Origin of the sequence: Polaribacter sp. IC073, from assembly GCF_007997075.1 — a bacterium.
GTDB lineage: Bacteria > Bacteroidota > Bacteroidia > Flavobacteriales > Flavobacteriaceae > Polaribacter.
Map to the genome: position 1 here is coordinate 181,448 of NZ_VORS01000001.1, position 19,482 is coordinate 200,929.

The 19,482-nt window shown below is 31.6% G+C and carries 12 protein-coding genes; 3 read left to right on the forward strand and 9 right to left on the reverse strand.

Going from position 1 to position 19,482, the window contains the following annotated elements; genetic code table 11:
* Positions 1-239: 239 nt before the first annotated feature.
* From ES045_RS00765 to ES045_RS00775, 3 genes are all read left to right on the forward strand, one after another.
* Entirely contained in the window at positions 240-1,229 is a 990-nt protein-coding gene (locus tag ES045_RS00765) for an aspartate-semialdehyde dehydrogenase (protein WP_147110882.1), read from the forward strand.
* 7 nt (positions 1,230-1,236) lie between these two features.
* Positions 1,237-2,283 carry a ferredoxin--NADP reductase gene (locus ES045_RS00770; RefSeq protein WP_147110885.1) on the forward strand — a complete coding sequence of 349 codons (1,047 nt, stop codon included), beginning with the start codon at positions 1,237-1,239 and terminating at the stop codon, positions 2,281-2,283.
* 99 nt (positions 2,284-2,382) lie between these two features.
* Positions 2,383-3,048: a LysE family translocator gene (locus ES045_RS00775; RefSeq protein ID WP_147110888.1), complete on the forward strand. Its 666-nt coding sequence runs from the start codon at positions 2,383-2,385 to the stop codon at positions 3,046-3,048.
* A gap of 81 nt (positions 3,049-3,129) precedes the next feature.
* Here the strand turns inward: ES045_RS00775 and ES045_RS00780 are convergent, their stop codons facing one another.
* The 9 genes from ES045_RS00780 to ES045_RS00805 all read right to left on the reverse strand — a co-directional run bounded on the left by ES045_RS00780 (position 3,130) and on the right by ES045_RS00805 (position 19,423).
* A complete protein-coding gene (locus ES045_RS00780) occupies positions 3,130-4,971 on the reverse strand; it encodes a M1 family metallopeptidase (RefSeq protein WP_147110891.1) in 1,842 nt (613 codons plus the stop codon).
* Between the two features lie 67 nt (positions 4,972-5,038).
* The gene (locus tag ES045_RS00785; protein ID WP_147110894.1) at positions 5,039-6,736 is read right to left on the reverse strand and encodes a S8 family peptidase; all 1,698 of its coding nucleotides are present in this window, start codon (positions 6,734-6,736) and stop codon (positions 5,039-5,041) included.
* Between the two features lie 10 nt (positions 6,737-6,746).
* A complete protein-coding gene (locus tag ES045_RS00790; protein WP_147110897.1) occupies positions 6,747-7,592 on the reverse strand; it encodes an MBL fold metallo-hydrolase in 846 nt (281 codons plus the stop codon).
* Positions 7,593-7,753: 161 nt separating this feature from the next.
* Positions 7,754-7,900, reverse strand: a complete 147-nt coding sequence (locus tag ES045_RS16250) for a hypothetical protein (protein ID WP_189662987.1) — start codon at positions 7,898-7,900, stop codon at positions 7,754-7,756.
* Between the two features lie 116 nt (positions 7,901-8,016).
* The gene (pbpC, locus tag ES045_RS00795) at positions 8,017-10,407 is read right to left on the reverse strand and encodes a penicillin-binding protein 1C (protein WP_147112065.1); all 2,391 of its coding nucleotides are present in this window, start codon (positions 10,405-10,407) and stop codon (positions 8,017-8,019) included.
* Positions 10,408-10,577: 170 nt separating this feature from the next.
* On the reverse strand, positions 10,578-10,718 hold the full coding sequence (locus tag ES045_RS16255) for a hypothetical protein (protein ID WP_189662988.1): 141 nt from the start codon (positions 10,716-10,718) through the stop codon (positions 10,578-10,580).
* A gap of 447 nt (positions 10,719-11,165) precedes the next feature.
* Positions 11,166-11,306 carry a hypothetical protein gene (locus ES045_RS16260; protein WP_189662989.1) on the reverse strand — a complete coding sequence of 47 codons (141 nt, stop codon included), beginning with the start codon at positions 11,304-11,306 and terminating at the stop codon, positions 11,166-11,168.
* A gap of 568 nt (positions 11,307-11,874) precedes the next feature.
* Positions 11,875-17,436, reverse strand: a complete 5,562-nt coding sequence (locus ES045_RS00800) for an alpha-2-macroglobulin family protein (RefSeq protein WP_147110900.1) — start codon at positions 17,434-17,436, stop codon at positions 11,875-11,877.
* A gap of 322 nt (positions 17,437-17,758) precedes the next feature.
* Complete coding sequence (locus ES045_RS00805) at positions 17,759-19,423, reverse strand: S8 family serine peptidase (RefSeq protein ID WP_147110903.1); 1,665 nt, start codon at positions 19,421-19,423, stop codon at positions 17,759-17,761.
* Positions 19,424-19,482 lie beyond the last annotated feature (59 nt).

The window sequence follows — 19,482 nt, forward strand, 5'->3', positions numbered from 1 at the left end:
CATTTGTTCGAGCTCTTTTTTGGCTTTTTAGACAAAAAAAGCGAGTGCGGAAAGCTGGAAATAGCTTCAAAAAGAAAAAAATGAAAGGTTGATTTATTCAAATTCAATTATAAGTTGTTTAATTTTAAACATTACAAAAATTCTTTATTCAATTTTAAACTTTAGCTGATTTATAACGTTTTGTGTCATTTAATTCATCGTTTTTTTTAGCATCTTTGCAGTATCAAAATTTATAAAAGATGAAAGTAGCTGTAGTTGGCGCAACTGGAATGGTTGGCACAGTAATGTTAAAAGTTTTAGAAGAACGTAATTTACCAATAACAGAATTAATTCCTGTAGCATCTGCAAGATCTGCTGGTAAAAAATTAGCATACAAAGGTAAAGAATACACCATTGTAACTTTAGAAGAGGCTTTAAAAATGACCCCAGATATTGCTTTATTTTCTGCGGGTGGAGATACTTCTTTAGAATGGGCGCCAAAATTTGCTGAAATTGGTACTACAGTTATCGATAATTCTTCTGCTTGGAGAATGGATTCTACAAAGAAATTGGTGGTTCCAGAAATTAACGGAGACGTATTAACAAAGGATGATAAAATTATTGCAAATCCGAATTGCTCTACCATTCAGTTGGTAATGGCTTTGGCACCTTTGCATACTAAATACAAAATGAAACGTGTGGTTATTTCTACCTATCAATCTGTTTCTGGCACGGGTGTAAAAGCAGTGCAGCAACTAGATAATGAAGAAGCTGGTATTGATGGTGAAATGGCATATCCTCATAAAATTGGTAGAAATGCATTGCCTCATTGTGATGTTTTCTTAGAAAATGGATACACAAAAGAGGAAATGAAATTGGTAAAAGAACCAAAGAAAATTTTACGTGATGACTCTTTTTCTGTAACAGCAACTGCGGTTAGAATTCCTACTGCTGGTGGACATTCGGAAGCTGTAAATGTGCAGTTTCATAATGATTTTGATTTGGCAGAGGTGCGTCAAATATTAAGTGATTCTCCAGGAATTATTGTACAAGATGATTTGGCAAACAACCTATATCCGATGCCAATTAATGCGCATAATAAAGACGAAGTCTTTGTTGGGCGAATTAGAAGGGATGAATCTCAAGAAAATACCTTAAATTTGTGGATTGTTGCAGATAACCTTAGAAAAGGGGCTGCTACTAACACAGTTCAAATAGCTGAATATTTAGTTGAGAATAATTTAGTCTAACACATTTATGGCAGAATTTTATAAAGTAAACATACAAGAAATAAAACAAGAAACCGTAGATGCGGTTTCTGTTGTATTTAAGATACCTGAGAATTTAAAATCAGAATTTAAATTTAACTCGGGACAATACATTACACTTCAAACAGCAATAAATAACGAGGAAGTTAGAAGAGCATATTCTATTTGTTCTACGCCTAGTAGTGGAGAAATTAGAGTTGCTATTAAAAAAGTAGCAGATGGTTTGTTTTCTACGTACGCTACAACTAGCTTAAAAGTGGGGGATGAAATCGAAATTTCTACTCCCGATGGTCGATTTTTATTAGACGCTGAAGCAAATAAGAATTACATTGGTTTTGCAGCTGGTTCTGGAATTACACCAATTTTATCGATGGTGAAAACTGTTTTAGAAACAGAGAAAACTTCTAATTTTACATTGGTGTATGGTAACAAATCGATTGCAGACACTATCTTTTTTGAAGAATTAGAACAATTAAAAGAAACGTATTCAGACAGATTTAAATTGCATTATATTTACAGTAGAGAGAATGTAAAAAATGGCTTACGCGGTAGAATTGATGGAAACGTTACCAACTACTTTGTAAAAAACATGTACAAAGAAACTTCTTTTGATGCTGCATTTTTATGTGGACCAGAAGAAATGATAAAAGACATTTCTAAAACTTTAGAGAAAAATAAAATAGCAAAAGAAAACATTCATTTCGAATTATTTACAGCTTCTGTAGATAAAGAAAAGGTTGCGCAAGTTAAAGAAGGACAAACTGAAATTACAGTTCTTTTAGATGATGAAGAAACTACGTTTACAATGTCGCAGACAGATGATATCTTAGCAGCAAGTTTGCGCAATCATTTAGATGCTCCTTATTCTTGCCAAGGGGGGGTTTGCAGTTCTTGTTTGTGTAAAGTTACTGAAGGTAAAGCAGTAATGATTAAAAACTCTATTTTAACAGACAGTGAAATTGAAGAAGGTTTTGTGTTGGCTTGTCAAGCATACCCAACAACACCTAAAATTGCAATCGATTTTGATGACCTTTAAAAAGGTATGCTTAAAAAATTGAAGAACAATACTAAATAATATACGCAACGGTAAGAGGTTAAAATTTTCTTTTTATAATTAAATAATTATCTTTAACTCATGGATATTTACGACTTTAAAAATGCTTTTTTCATTGGCTTTTTTATGGCTTTTATGATAGGGCCTGTTTTTTTTATGCTGATACAAACCAGTATTTTAAAAGGTGCTAGAGCTGCAATTGTTTTTGATCTAGGGGTAATTTTAGGAGATTTGTGTTTTATTTTAATTGCTTATTACGGAAGTAGGTCTTTGTTAGAAAAAATAAAAGACGACCCTAGATTATTCTTTTTAGGAGGACTTGTCTTGATCATTTATGGGTTGATAACCTATTTAGAGAAACAGAACAAAAAAGATGCTTTAGAGTCTGCAAGAATAGTAAAAGTACCCATTAAGAATAATTACCTTAAACTCTTCTTTAAAGGTTTCTTTTTAAACTTTATAAACGTAGGTGTTTTAGCTTTTTGGTTGGGAACTGTTTTAGTTATTGGACCTACTTTAAAGATGGATCAAAATGCTATTTTTTGGTATTTCGGAACCGTTTTACTAGGCTATTTTATGACAGATCTAGGGAAAATATTTTTGGCAAAACAACTCAAAAACAGAATGACTCCACAGGTAATCTTTAGAGTTAAAAAAATTATGGGAATTATCTTAATTGTTTGTGGTGTTTTCTTAATGTTAAAAGGTTTTATTCCAAATGACAAAATAGAAGAATTTATTCATTAAAAGATATAAATTACGATCAATAAAAAGACCTCGTTTATAGATATAAACGAGGTCTTTTTTTTATGATTATTATTAAAGTACTTACTCTACTTCAAAAACATTATTGTCATCATTTACATCTGCCATTAACTTACTTTTGTCTATTGTAACAGATTTTACAGCTTTAGAAACGTTAAAAGAATACGTTGGCATTGCCCAACCCCAATCTTTTAAAACGGTTGCTGTGGTAGGTTTGTTTCCTCGCATCATTCTTAACGGAATATTAAAATGCTCTTTAGAACCATCTGTATAAACAACTTCTAAATCCATCGGCATTGGCATTTGTCCGATTCTTTCTAGCGTTATATTTTTTCCATTCACAGATTTAATTCCGTAGTCTATTGTATGAATTGTTTGTGTCCATTCGTTTAAATACCAATCTAAATGAATACCAGAAACTTTTTCCATAGAACGTTTTACATCATTTGGTGTTGGATGTTTAAAACTGAAATCTGCAAAATACTTTTTAAGTCCGTTTGCAACATTTTCTGCCCCAATAATATATTCTAATTGAGATAAAAACATACTTCCTTTCCCATAACTTGCAGTACCATAAGCTGCATTGGTATTGTACCTGTCTGCATGCGTTGTTAATGGTTCTTCGATATTGTTTTTTACTAAATAATTATAACCTCTGTAAGGACCTGCATTCGGGTTATTATCTCCTCTATCTAAAATCTCATAAGAAGCTTTGTTAGAAATATAAGAAGTAAAACCTTCATCCATCCATGGATATTTACTTTCATTTGTAGCTAAAATAAACTGAAACCATGTATGTGCCATTTCGTGTGCTGTAACTCCAAAAAGGCTTCCAAAACTTCTTTCTCCTGTAATTAAAGTAGACATTGCATACTCCATTCCACCATCTCCACCTTGTATTACAGAGTATTGTTTGTAAGGATATGCACCAATATGTTTGCTAAAATAAGTCATTAAATCAGCCGTTTTCGATTGTAAATCTTTCCAATTACTTAAATATTTTGCCTCTAAGTTTTTCTTGTACAAGAAGTGTAAATCTATTCCGTTTGCCATTTTTAAAATATCATGGTTGTAATCAGGATCTGCAGCCCACATAAAATCGTGCACATTTGGCGCTTTAAAATGCCAAGTTAATTTGTCTGTATTTGGCACATTTAAAGGTTTTGATTTGTCTTCATAACCGTAACCAATTTCTTGCGGATTCTGTAAATATCCCGTTCCTCCAAGAATATATTTTTTATCAATTGAAATTTTCACATCAAAATCTCCCCAAACTGCATGAAATTCTCTAGCAATATAAGGTGGTGTATGCCAACCTTCGAAATCATATTCTGCCATTTTAGGATACCATTGCGCCATAGATAAAGCAACACCTTCTTTGCTATTTCTACCAGATCTTCTAATTTGAACCGGAACTTGTGCATCGAAAACCATATCTAAAGTTACACTTTCACCAGATGCAATAGGTTTATTTAAGGTTACCTCTAAAATAGTTCCTACAGTTTCAAAAGAAACTGCTGCTCCGTTTTGTGTAAGTGAATTCACTTTTATATACCCAATTTCATCAGCATTTAATTTGCTAATTCTATCTCTAACTCTTCTATCTGGATCTTTAATATTTAAAGAACGAACATCCATTTGAGAACCTGGTTGAAATGCATTAAAATACAAATGATAGTATACTTTTGTCAATTCATCTGGCGAATTGTTTGTATAAATTGCTTTCTGTATTCCTTTATATTGATGTTTTTCTACATCTACATCAATATCCATCGTATAATCGATATGTTGCTGCCAATATGTAGTAAACTTAGCATCTTTTTTTTGCTGATAAGTTGCTTCTTTTGTCTGCGAACAAGAAGTTATCAATGCAATTGTAAAAACTAAAAGTAGGTTTTTTTTCATGTTATAATTGATTAAGTTTGACTATAAAAGTAAAAAACAGCGATGATTTCATCGCTGTTTTTTGAAATTATTTTTTTCCGTTTACTATTCTATCTGCCATTTTCACAGCATTGTAAGCATTTACCACTCTACCAGATACAGATAAATCTGAAAATGGAACTTTCTCATCTTTCGTTCCTGGCTTAATTACTTCAAAATTAATTTTGATCCCAGAGTTCATTAAAATATGTTTTACCTGACTTGCAGATAATTGCGGATAATATGAACGAACCAAAGCTGCTACCCCTGCACTAGAAGGTGCTGCCATAGAAGTACCACTAATTGCTTGGTACTCGTCTTTCGGAAAAGTTGCATAAATACCTACACCAGGTGCAAATACATCCACATTCATTTTTCCGTAGTTAGAAAAAGTTGCTGGTAATTTTTCATCATAATGCAAACTCATTGCACCAATGGTTAAAACATTATCAGAAATTTCATTGACCAAGTCTTCAGAATCATTTGGGTATGTTCTTTCTACATCAATATCTTTACCATCGTTACCTGCAGCATTCACAATTAAAACATCTTTTTTTGCTGCATATTTTATCGCTTCATAAACCCATTGTTTGTTTGGCGAGTATGCTTTACCAAAACTTGTATTGATAACTTTAGCACCATTATCTACTGCATAACGAATTCCTAAAGCTATGTCTTTATCATGCTCATCTCCGTCTGGCACAACTCTTACCGCCATTATTTTCACATTATTTGCAACGCCGTTTACACCTTTTGCATTGTTTCTAGAAGCACCTACAATACCAGCAACATGCGTTCCGTGGCTTTCTAAATCTTTAGAACCAATTACATTATTGTTCCCGTAGAATTTATCTGTAATATCATATAAATCGTCCCCTAAAGTTTGGCGTGCATTAAAATCTAAATCGTAACTTTTAGAAGCTTCCTTTCCTTTTTTATAGTCTGCCAATTGTTTTTTATAGTCTAACAAACCTGCTTCAGACATTCCTCTACCGATCATGTTAGAAACATCTGCAATTTTAGCTGCTAATTGAGCACTTTCTGGTTTTGCACTTTTTAGATTTTCTACAGAAAGTTCTTTTGTACCCATAAACTGCTTTACTTCTTTAAAATTTTGCTCAACTTGACTAATTCTATCTTCCGTTTGTTGAAGATTGACTAGCTCTTGTTGGTGAGCAGCAATAGATTTTGTGTGCTTTTCTTTTAATTTTAAGTATTCTTCAAATTCAGTTTTATCAGCATCCGCAATTTCTGAAGCTTTTTTATCTCCGAACTTGTCCATTCCTTTTTTAACAATTCTTGTTAATTCTAACTGATCTGCATTTACAATTGTTCCCGCTTTATTTCCTAAGAAATTCCAACCATGCATATCATCTACATATCCATTGTTATCGTCATCTTTATTATTACCAGCAATTTCTTTTGGATTAACCCAAGCAACGTCTTTTAAATCTTCATGCTCTACATCTATTCCAGAATCTGCAATTGCAACAATAACTGTTGTTCCTTTTTTACCTTCTAAAAATTGATGTGCTTTTGCCACACTCATTCCAGGAATTGAGTCTGTTTGCAAATCCATATGACTCCAAACTTGCATTTCACTTTCAGATAACACGCTTTTTTTCGCAGGAACATTAATCACGGTATCAGCTCCATTAGGAACCGGAATTGTGTTTACTGATGTTTTACAACTTGCTAATAAAAATGCAGCTACTGCTGTATAAATAATTGGTTTTAATACGCTCATTTCTCTTCTCTTAATTAAATATATCTGTAAATTTATGTATGTTCTTTAATCGAACTCCCTTTTCTGTATGTTCTACTGTACAAATTTCATTGTACGCATCATGCTCTAGAAAAAGATAGTAATTATGGTCTGCTGCTTCATTTAAAAAAGCGGCTTTTTCTTTAATTGTTAATAAAGGTCTTGTGTCATAGCCCATCACATAAGGCAATGGAATGTGCCCAACGGTTGGTAATAAATCTGCCATAAAAACAATTGTTTTACCTTGATAATTTAATTTTGGTAACATTTGTTTTTCTGTATGACCATCCATAAACAAAACATTAAAACCAATTTGATCTATCGCATTTCTATGGATAAAATTTAATTGTCCGCTTTCTTTTATAGGATTGATATTCTCTTTTAAAAACGATGCTTTTTCTCTTGGATTTGGTTCTGTTGCCCATTGCCAATGTTTGTCATTAGACCAAAATTTCGCGTTTTTAAAAGCGGGTTGTAAAAGTGTTTTTTCAGAATTCCATTCAATGACACCTCCACAATGATCAAAATGCAAATGTGTTAAAAAAACATCTGTAACATCATCTCGATGAAAACCATGTTTTTTCAAAGAACTGTCTAAAGAGAAGTCTCCAAAAAGATAATAATAACCAAAAAACTTATCTGATTGCTTTGCACCTAAGCCTGTATCTATTAAGATAAGACGCTCTCCATCTTCAATAAGCATACAACGCATGCTCATATCAATTAAATTATTTGAATCGGCAGGGTTTGTTTTTTGCCAAATAGTTTTAGGAACAACACCAAACATTGCACCACCATCTAACTTAAATTTTCCTGTTTCAATTGGGTAAATCTTCATTTTTTAAGAAATTAAAAAATCATTAAAAATTACTCTAAACTAATAATTTAATGACCTATTTAACAATAAACTACAAAAATGTTTTTTATAGCTTACAAATATGAAGAAAAAAGGTTGATTTTCTGTTAATAAAAATCTAATTCTTAAGAAGCAATGCCTCGTTATTTATCTCTTTTAGAAACTTTAATTCTACTTAACAATTTTGCGCCTTTAACAATAACAAATGCTGCGATTGCCATTCCTAAAATAACAAACAACAATTCGCTGTTTAAAACACGTTCTAATAGTAACGTTTGAAATAACATCATGGTGAGAATCTACTGGGTGCAGTCGTAAAAATATACTTACAAGATCTCTAAAATTTTCTATTTCAATAAATCACACATAAATTTAGTTGATGCGTAACAAAAAACCTTTAAACGAATTACTCTTTTACAATTATTTGTTGGCGAACTTCATCCCCAAAATTATCGGTAACAGAGATAATATAATCTCCTATTTCTAAAGAGACAGAAAACTCGTTTATTTCTTTAGTGGTTCCTAAATACGTGTCATTTACATACCAGAACAAAGTAGCTTCACTATTAGAATGGGCCACTTTTAAAATAATTTCATTCTTTTTGCCGTCAAAACCTTTTGGTAAAAAAATGGTACTTTTTTCTGTTGGATAGATAAACTTCATCGCATTTTTATTCCCCCCCAGACAATCATTTCTAAATTTTGGTAATGATTTATAAAACGGATTTTTATCTTTATAATAATACTCCATTAATGGTGGCAACACAAACCAAGATTTCTGCTTGATGTTCTCTAAACGTTCGCAAGAAGTATTTACTTGATAATTTTCTGAAATGCCTACATTTACCAAAATATGAAACGGACAAGCTTTTGTTTTTAAACCCGCATTTTGAACAAATTCCAATGATTTCTCTTCGCAATTTTCTGTCGCTCTGTAACCGCTTTTATTACAGGTTTCGATCTCAGTCATTTCATCAAATGGTTTTTCAAACCATGCTGCTTTTGGTAATTTATCAAAAACATCAAACAAAATAGGTGCAGCAGTCTGCACACCAACCAAACCGGGTCTTCCTTCTCCATCTGCATTTCCTACCCAAACACCAACCACAAAATCTTTGGTGGTACCAATTGCCCAAGCATCTCTAAAACCAAAACTCGTTCCGGTTTTCCAAGCAATTTGTTTTGATGAATCGAAAAATTCCCAATTTTGGTCTGCATTTGGTCTGTTTACATCTTTCAAACTCTCGAAAGTTAAATAGATAGAAGCCGCATCAAAAATTATTTTTTCTGATGTTTTTTGCCCAAAATCAATCTTTTTATTTCCATAAAAGGTAGGTTCACAAAACTCATTTTTAAAATATCTACTAGAATTTTGGGTATAATGATTTACTGTTGATGCCATCGATGCGTAACTTTTACATAAATCCCACAAATTACTTTCTGCTCCTCCTAAAGCCAATGTCAATCCGTAATAATTCGGGTTTTCCTTTAAATCTTTTAGCTTTAATTTCTGTAAATAATCATGAAACTTCTCCAGTCCAAAATCTTGTAACATTCTTACGGTTGGCACGTTTAAAGATTTAGACAATGCCAATTTTGCTGAAACTGCTCCTGCATATTTTTTATCAAAGTTTTCTGGTTGATAACTTCCAAAGTTTGTAGGTACATCTGCAACCAACATATTAGGTAATAAGTCTCCAGCGTCTAACATGGCAGCGTATAAAAACGGTTTTAAAATACTTCCTGTACTTCTTGGTTTGTCTACAACATCTACATCTTTTTGATGTTTAATATCTGTTGGCGAATTACCAACATAACTTAAAACTTGTCTTGTTTTTACATCTAAAACCAACACAGAAATATTATAAATTCCGTTTTTATTGATTTGATTGTAATGGTTTTTCACAATGGTATTTGCTTGATTTTGAAGGTTTTTATCGATTGTAGTTTTTACGAATTCGCCTTTTTTTTCTTTATTAATTTTCTGCAATAAATGTGTTGCTATTTGCGGAAGTGGATAGGGTTTTTGTGGCAATTCTTCTAGAACTGATAATTCATAAGTTAAAGAGTCTATTACTTTTTTAGCAAGCAATTTTTGCAACAAACGGTTTCTTTTTACCAATAATTTTTGTTGATTTTTCCCTGGGTAAATCAGGTTTGGTGCATTTGGTAAAACGGCTAAGGTTGCAGATTCTGCCCAAGATAATTGGGATGCATTTCTATTAAAATACCTCCAAGCAGCAGCATCTAAACCTACTACATTCCCGCCAAAAGGCGCATTAGAGCTCCAAAAAGAAATAATTTTTTCTTTAGAAAATCGAAACTCTAAACGTGTCGCAAAAATTAATTCTTTTATCTTTTCGAAATAGGTTCTAGATCTGTTGTCTCTACTTAATCGAATTACCTGTTGTGTAATGGTACTTCCGCCTCTCTTTACACTTCCTGCTTGTATATTTTGCTTGAATGCTTTAAAAATAGAAACCGGATTAAACCCAGGATGTTTATAAAAATGTTCATCTTCAAACTGAATTAAACAGGTTTTAAACTTCTGTGGAACCGAATCGTTATGAGGAAATCGCCATTGCCCATCTTTAGCAATTAACGCACCTAATAACTCATTATTCTTACTTGTAATTACAGTAGATGTTGGCTTTGTAAACATTTTGGTTGGCAAACAAAATGCATAGAATATCAGTAAAACAACTACTACTATTGTTTTCTTCTTATGACGTTTTATGTAGTTTATTCCTTTCAAAATTTTGATGTATTTGTGTCTTTTTTTAAGCCCAATTGTCATTTCGAAATGAGCCTTTTTAGGCGATTGAAAAATCTCACATTTTAATAACGGTTTAGATTCCTCTTTCTGCGTCATTCGGAATGACAATCACACTTCTATTTTCAGTTCCAATTGTCATTTCGAAATGAGCCTTTTCAGGCGATTGAGAAACCTCACATTTTAATAACGATTTAGATTCCTCTTCCTACGTCATTCGGAATAACAATCACACTTCTATTTTCAATTTCAATTGTCATTTCGAAATGAGCCTTTTTAGGCGATTGAGAAACCTCACATTTTAATAACGATTTAGATTCCTCTTCCTGCGTCATTCGGAATGACAATCACACTTCTATTTTCAATTCCAATTGTCATTTCGAAATGAGCCTTTTTAGGCGATTGAGAAACCTCATATTTTAATAACGATTTAAATTCCTCTTCCTACGTCATTCGCAATGACAATCAAACTTCTATTTTCAATCCAATTGTCATTTCGAAATGAACCTTTTCAGGTGATTGAGAAATCTTACATTTTGATAATAGTTTAGATTCCTCTTCCTGCGTCATTCGGAATGACAATCACACTTCTATTTTCAAGCCCAATTGTCATTTCGAAATAAGCCTTTTTAGGCGATTGAGAAATCTCACATTTTAATAACGATTTAGATTCCTCTTCCTACGTCATTCGGAATGACAATCACACTTCTATTTTCAATTCCAATTGTCATTTCGAAATGAGCCTTTTCGGCGATTGAGAAATCTTACATTTTGATAACAGTTTAGATTCCTCTTCCTGCGTCATTCGGAATGACAATCATACTTCTATTTTTAAGCCCAATTGTCATTTCGAAATGAACCTTTTTAGGCGATTGAGAAATCTCACATTTTAATAACGATTTAAATTCCTCTTTCTGCGTCATTCGGAATGACAATCACACTTCTATTTTCAATTCCAATTGTCATTTCGAAATGAGCCTTTTTAGGCGATTGAGAAACCTCATATTTTAATAACGATTTAAATTCCTCTTCCTACGTCATTAGGAATGACAATCACACTTCTATTTTCAAGCCCAATTGTCATTTCGAAATGAGCCTTTTTAGGCGATTGAGAAATCTCACATTTTAATAACGATTTAGATTCCTCTTCCTACGTCATTCGGAATGATAATCACACTTCTATTTTCAATTCCAATTGTCATTTCGAAATGAGCCTTTTCAGGCGATTGAGAAATCTCACATTTTAATAACGATTTAGATTCCTCTTCCTACGTCATTCGGAATGACAATCACACTTCTATTTTCAATTCCAATTGTCATTTCGAATTGAGCCTTTTTAGGCGATTGAGAAATCTCACATTTTAATAACGATTTAGACTCCTCTTCCTACGTCATTCGGAATGACAATCATATTATTATCTATATTACTAGGTAGCAAGCAATCTCCAACCTTAAATCAAAGATTGTTTCGTTCCTCCCAATGACGTTTGACTACTTAATCACTTCAATCCAACGTCCTTTAGTTTTTACTAAATAATCGTTATCATACATCGCTTCCACTTGAACTCCTGGTAAATAATAATTTCCTAAATAGGCCGCATTCAATAAAACAGTAAAGGTTTTTGTTGCTGGTTTTTTAGATTGCTGATTCAAATCGAAATAGAAATTTACACGATCATCTCTAATATCAGTGTACCGTGCTTCACTTTTTATCGAAGTTCCAAAATCAGTAAAACGGGTGTTTACAATTTCCCAACCAGAAGGAAAAACCTGTGTTAACGCAATGTCTTTTACACTTTCATTTTTAGGATTGCTAACTGTTATTTTTGCAACAAAATCCTGACCTTGTTTCAACTCATTTATATTGATTGATTTTCCTTTCAAATCGATATACTGAACAGCAACACTTAAACCTCTACTTTCAGAAATTTCATCACCTAAAGGCAATTGCCCAGAATTGATGATTCTTGCAAAAACAATATTATTTTCATCATTTTCTATACGGATAGAATTTTCACCTTTTTTCACTTTTAAAGTTCTTTGAACCAACGAACTTTGTGTTTTTATAGCCACCTTATTTCCATCATTTATGTACTTTAAATTAATTGCTTTTCCTCCGTTTTTAACCACCATTTTTCCGATTGCTAACAAACTATATGCGGTAGACTGTGTGCTCATCCATTTATTACTAGACAACTCTTTTGCGATAGATTTTGCTACATCTTTGGTGTCTTTATGATTGGTTATTAACATCGTTTCTAAAGCCATTGCCCGGTTTCTATCTACAGAACCATAAGAGTAATAATTGTATTTAGAAGTACTAAAATTAATATTTGTAGTACTCATAATTTCTTTACTCGCTTCTTTTTGACCTGCCAAGGCATACGCTGCAGCCAATCGCCATTTTGCTTCATTCGAAATTTGCTTAAACTCTCGCATTCTATTCATGGCAGACAAATCTGCACTTCCTGCTAAGGCCAGCGTATATAATCTGTAAGCTTGTGCTAAATCTGTATAATTATTTCTATAATCTGGTCTCCAATTTCTTGCTGCATTTTTCTGATATCTAATAAAATCACTTTTAAATGTTAACGGTAAAACAAAGCCTTTTTTTGCAGCTTCTAACATAAAATGACCTGCGTACGTTGTACCCCAATCATCTGTTTCGTTCTCTCCAAGCCAATAACTTAAACCTCCATTTGCTTGTTGAAAGTTTCCTAATCGTTTCATTCCGTTTTCTATATTTTCTTGAACTTGACGTTTTTTATCTGCAGTTAAATCGAAAATATCATTCAAAAATAATTGAGGAAAAACACTTGAAGTTGTTTGTTCTACACAACCATGCGGATACTGAATTAAATAGGCTAGTCTTCCCGAAAAATTGATTGGCGGAATGGTAGACAGTTCTAAAATTGCAGTGTTAGAATCTACGACTCCAAAGGTGTTAAAGTTGATCGTTTCTGTTTGTTTTCCTTTAATAGTTACATCAATAACTTTAGAAGTCATCGGATTCGGGTTTATAACATCTAATTCAACTTTATAAGATGCTTTTTCTCCGTTTCCACTCGCAATAATTTCAACTGTATTGATGCCATTTGCTTTTAAAACATCCAACTCAAAATACACCATTTTTTCATCTGGCTTCTCAAAATTTATTGTTTGAGATTTGTTTCCAACAACAGAAACTCCGTTGGAAGTTTTTACTTCTACAGTAACATTCTTTACTTTTTTATCCATTGCAAAAATGGTAATTGGTAAGGTCACTTTTTCCTTTGGTGATAATTTTCTTGGCAATGTAGCCAACACCATTAAAGGTTTCTTAACCGGAACTGTTTTTTCTACATTTCCAAAGGCTTCATTTTTCACATCACCAGCGATCACCATTGTTCTCACAGAACCAATATAATTTGGTAAGGTAATTTTGTGCGAAGTTATTTTTCCTTTTTCTAAATAAAACGGACCTAAAAAATGTACTACAGGTTTAAACCTGTTGGCTTTTCGACTTTTTCCTTTCGCTAAATCCCCATCTCCACCAATGGCAAAAACTTGATCGATACTCCCAGAATACGCTCCAATGACATCATCAAAAATATCCCAGGTTTTTACACCCAAAGCTTCTCTTGCATAGAAAACATCAAATGCATTCGGCGTTTTAAATCGTGTTAAATCTAACAAACCTTCTTCTACAACTGCCAAAGTATAGGTCATTGGTTTGTTGTTTTTTTCTAAAACTTTTACAACAAACTCTTTTTCGGGTTGCAATTCATCTGGCATTGAAATTTGTGGTTCTAGTTTAGTCGATTTGTCTTCTACCAAAAGCGGAATAATACCAAATAATCGTATTGGTAAATCGTTTTCTAAAACTTGATGCGGTTGTAATAAAGAAATATTTACAAACACATTTGGGGCCATATTTTTATGGATCGGAATTTCTACAGAAGTGGTTCCTTTTTTAGTTTCTACCCATTTTGTTTCCAACACTTTCGTGCCATTTTCGATACTAATCAATGCACGTCCTTTGCTTCCTGAAGGAAACGTAATTTTAGCAGTTTCACCCACATTGTAGGTTTCTTTATCTGCAGAAAAAATCAACATTTTTGCAGCTTCTTTATCACCCGAAGTCGAATTTTGCCACCAGTTCTTATAGAAATAAGCTGTTCTACCAGTTGCATGACCACTTTTTTTATCAAGAACTCTTATTAAAAAACGACCTCTGTCTTTCTCCGGAATGTTCAAACGGAAACTTCCTTTTCCTTTTGAATTTGTGCTAATTTTTAAAGTTTTGTATTTATTCTGATAACTGCTAGCAGTATACCTAGATAAATTATCATCAGCAGCACTCCACCACCAACGCCACTGAATTTGATAAACTTCAACCTCAACTTCATCTCTTTGAATCGGATTTCCTTCTTCATCTACAGAAACCACAGAAAAAGTCTGATTTTCATCTGTAAAAAAAGAACCATATCTATTTCCTTCAGGAGATTTTAAGCCCACAAAAGAAGTAAAAGGCGCATATTTTTTAGTAAAAGCATCTATAGAAAAATCACCTCCGTTTTCAAAAGCTCTTACCAAAAATTGAACATTTAACATTCCTGGAGCATTTTTACCAATACTTAATTTACTATTGATTTTTGCGATTCCGTTTGCATCTAATTTCCCTTCAAAAACAGTTATTTCTTCTGATGAAAATTCTCTTGAAGGATCTGTAAAAACATAATCCTTATAGTTTTCAAAGCTATAATTAACCGCCGAAACCTTTGCTTTAATTTCAGTTTTTAGATTCTTTGCAGGCGTTCCGTGTAACCATTTTACAGCTAAGGTTCCGTTAATTGATTTTCTGCTTGATAAAATTTCATGATCAAAATCGATCTTAATTTTTAAACGGTTTGGTTTTACGGTTTCAATTTTTAGAGACTTGTAAAACTTTGCCCCACCAACAGAAATTTTTGCGGAATAATTTCCTGTTTTTGCCTCTTGTGATGTTGTTACCGAAAACTTATAGAAATTATTTAAGTTTTCTGAAGTTACCTTTTTATATACCAACTTTCCGCTTGGATCTGTAACCTCTAATTTTACTGGATGATTTTTTGGCAACTTATTATCCGCATCATTCAATATAAACGTTAAATGCAGAGAATCTCCAGGTCGCCAAACACCACGTTCTCCATAAACATAACCTTTTAAACCCTTTTGGGTTTTGCTTCCTGCAACATCAAACTTGCTTAAAGACAAAGAATTTCCGTCTAATAACTTAATATATCCTCTATTACTCCCTTTAGAAACAATTGCAAATGCTGCATTTTTAGAGCTTTCTACATTTACAAGACCTTGTGTATTTGTTCTAGTTGATAGAATTTCTTGCTGCTGAAAATTATATAATTTAACAATTGCACCAATAATAGGTTTTGTGTTTAAGAGATCTGTTACCGCAAAAAAGTATTCATTATTTGTCCCTTTTTTAGCTATAATCCCCATATTGGAAGCCAATAAATTTTGAGAAATTCCTTTTTCATTGTAATAACTTTCATGACACGGATTGTCTCTTTCTCTCCAATTATAATTATAGTTCTTGTAGCTATACAATTTATTATCCCAATACAATTCCTCTCTTTCTTCTTCATCATCAATTTCACTTAAATTGTTATATTCTTCACCATAATAATCACCTTCAAAATCAGTGTTATTAGCAATAGAAACAGTACTTTCTGAACAATTGTAAATAGCCTGGTTTTTATTAAAGTTTAACTCTATTCTATAAATTGCTCCAGGTTCCGCTTCCATCATTTTAGCCAAATCTACACTATACGCTTTCCATTTTTGAGTGTTTTTTTCATTCTTATCAGTTAAAGTAATGGTCTTTTTTGCAACTCTTCTACCCACTCTTTTTATAGCATATTCATTATTGCTATTTATGTTATTTTCTTGCAGAAATTGCAATACATTCTCTTCATAAATTTTTATAATTCTAACCTCAACTTCCCTAACATTTATGGCTTCAAAATTGAATTTTAAATCATTCGAATTTGGCAAAATAGTTCCGCTACTAATTGCTCTAATCTCTGGTTTTTTCTGCTCGAAAGTGATGTTTTCTGTATAGTTGTTTTTTAATTTATAATTATCAATGTTTTTTATTCCTTGAAAAACGGAAACCAAAATAGCGCCTTCAAATTTCGTTTCAGAAAATACTTTTAACTCATTTCCGTTGACAATAAAACGAGGATTTTTCACGTTTTTAAGCGTTACCAAACCATCAAAATTTTGTTGTTTTTTAAGTTGATCCGAAAAATTAATTGAAATATATTGTTCAGAACTATTATTCACTTTTAAACCAACAATTTTAAAGTTATTCTTACCAGGAATTATCATTTCATTTTTTCCTTTTGATGCCGATTTTATCGGATCTCCGTTCCAAATAATTGCTAGTTTAGAATCTTCTACAAAACGTTGAATGCTATCAATTTTAAATTCAAAAATTTTCCCCTTTTCATAAGATTCATTCCAAACGATATTTTTTGAAATTCCTTTTTGAGATGCATTTATCAATTCTTTAGCATTTTCTAAAGAAATTACATCCGCAGATTTTACAGTTCCGCCTAAATATTGATATTCTCTAGAATACGATTGCAAACTATACGTTTGAATATTAAAATTCGGTGCAATTGTTTTAAATTGAAACGTGTAATTTTTAAATTCTTGAGAAATATCTTTAAAGATTTCATTCAGTTTTACCGTGACCGAATATTCGGTATCTGCGTCTAAATTTTCATCAGGAATAAAGACGAAAGCATGCTTGTTTATCGTTTTAATTGTGCCATTTACGAATGGTTTTATAGCAATAATTTCTGTTGAAATTTCTTGGTTGACTTCCCAGTTTTTAACTTCTTTCGCTAGATTTATTTCAATATTATTTGCTATAGAAACTACACCAGAAGTTGTGTAACTGATATATTCTTTAAATTTATAAATATTATCGGTTTCAACATTTTCTTTTTTACAGGAAAAAATAAAGAAAAGAATAGAGAGCGTTAAAAGTAGATTTTTAATTTTCATAGCATTGATTTTTATAAGCACAACTCAAAAATACGCCTTTAAGTATTCTAAATAATGGGTGAATTAGAATTCGTGAAGTTTCTTTTAGAATTCGTAGAAATAAAAAGAATGGTTCTTAACTTACCAACCAATAAGTGTTTTGAAGCGCACGTGAGCTAGCTAATCCGTGAAAAAATTATTTTGCTCAAGGTCCAATGTCTAATTAGAAACTAGACAGATATAAGTGTTAAAATACTTCAATAAAAAGAGGAATTAATAAATAATATCAAGTTTTGTAAAATTAGCTCAGGAGTGAATTTCTTTGTTATATTTAAAGTTAATGCTAATTACTTCTAGAAATACTATCTGCCATAATAAGGGCATTATAAGCGTTTAGAACTTTACCTGATTTAGATAATATATTAAAAGGTATTGTTTTGTTTTTATCTTCTTCTGTTGGAGTATTTACTTCAATTGTATATTCCAAACCAGAATCCATTAAAATATTTTTTACTTGAGAAGCTGTTAAATTTGGGTAGTAAGAATACAATAAGGCTGCAACTCCTGATGTTATAGCTGAAGATGCAGATGTGCCACCATAAACAAGATTATACTCGTTATTAGGAAAAGTAGTATAAATATATTCTCCAGGAGCAAAAATATCTACTTCATTATTTCCATAATTGCTAAAAGAAGATTTTAATTTTTTATTAATATACAGTCCACTAGAACCAACTTTTAAAAAATTATTAGATATTTCTTTCTTATTTTCATGTCCATGATCATTAGGAAACCAAGTTACATTTTTTATTTCTAAATCTTGATTATCGTTACCTGCTCCATTTACTATCAATACGTTATTTTCATAAGCATACTTTATAGCATCTAAAACCCAATTAGGATATAAAGAAAATTCTTTAGCGAAACTCATATTTATTACCTTAGCACCATTGTCAACAGCATATCTTATTGCCAAAGCTATATCTTTATCATGTTCATCACCATAAGCAGAAATTGCTAATGACATAATTTCAAGCTCTTCATTTTTACCAATATTAACGATTATACCAGCCATTTTAGTACCGTGATCAAGTAATTCAAAATTTACTTCAAATTTTGGGGTTCCATATTCAATATCATTTATTAGTTTTGGATTATCTCCTTGAATTTTCCTATCATTATAATCAAGGTTTAACAACTTACTGACTCTTTCTTCGGCTTTTAGTTTATAATCTTTTATGTAGCTATCAGTAAATTCCCATTCAATAAAATTAGTTTTTTGAATTAAAGCATCTTGTAAATCTTTATTCTTAGGGTACATATTTTTTAAACTATCGAGTTCATGGATACCATAATTACTGTTTTTTATATATTTTGAAATTACCTCCTCAGCTTCTTTTTTCCATATTGATAAGTTTTTAATGTACTCTACTTCTTCATTTGCAAACATAAAACGTTGTTTATATTTCAGTTCTGCTTTTTTATAAACACGAAATAAGGTTGAATCTTTTTGATTGATTTCTTTAATCTTCTTCCCTTTAAACTTATAAGAATATTCTTTTATTATCCTGGTATATTCATAGTTTACAAAATAATTAGTACCTCCTTCTTTATTACTTAAAAAATTCCAACCATTTTTATCATCCATATAACCATTTTGATCGTCATCAAAATTATTATTAGAAATTTCATTTTTATTGTTCCAAATATAATTTTTTAGACCTAAATGATTAATTTCAATTGGCATATCAATTACAGCAACAATTATTTTTTTAGGTTTTCTATTAACTAATAGAGAATCATAAGCTCTATTAAGGCTAATTCCTGCTAATGTGTCTATAAGAACATCTTTAAAATGCCAGTTTTTAAAATCTTCTAAAGACTCTAATTTGTATCTTTTTAAAGAAACTTTGTTATTCACTTTAATAGTCTTATAGTTTGTTTTATTACAACTAAAAAAGATAAAACCCATAAAGAATATAACAATGATTTTTTTAATATCACTCATAAAATAAAATGTTTAATAAATACAAAAATACCTAAAAGACATTTAATAGTAATATGCTT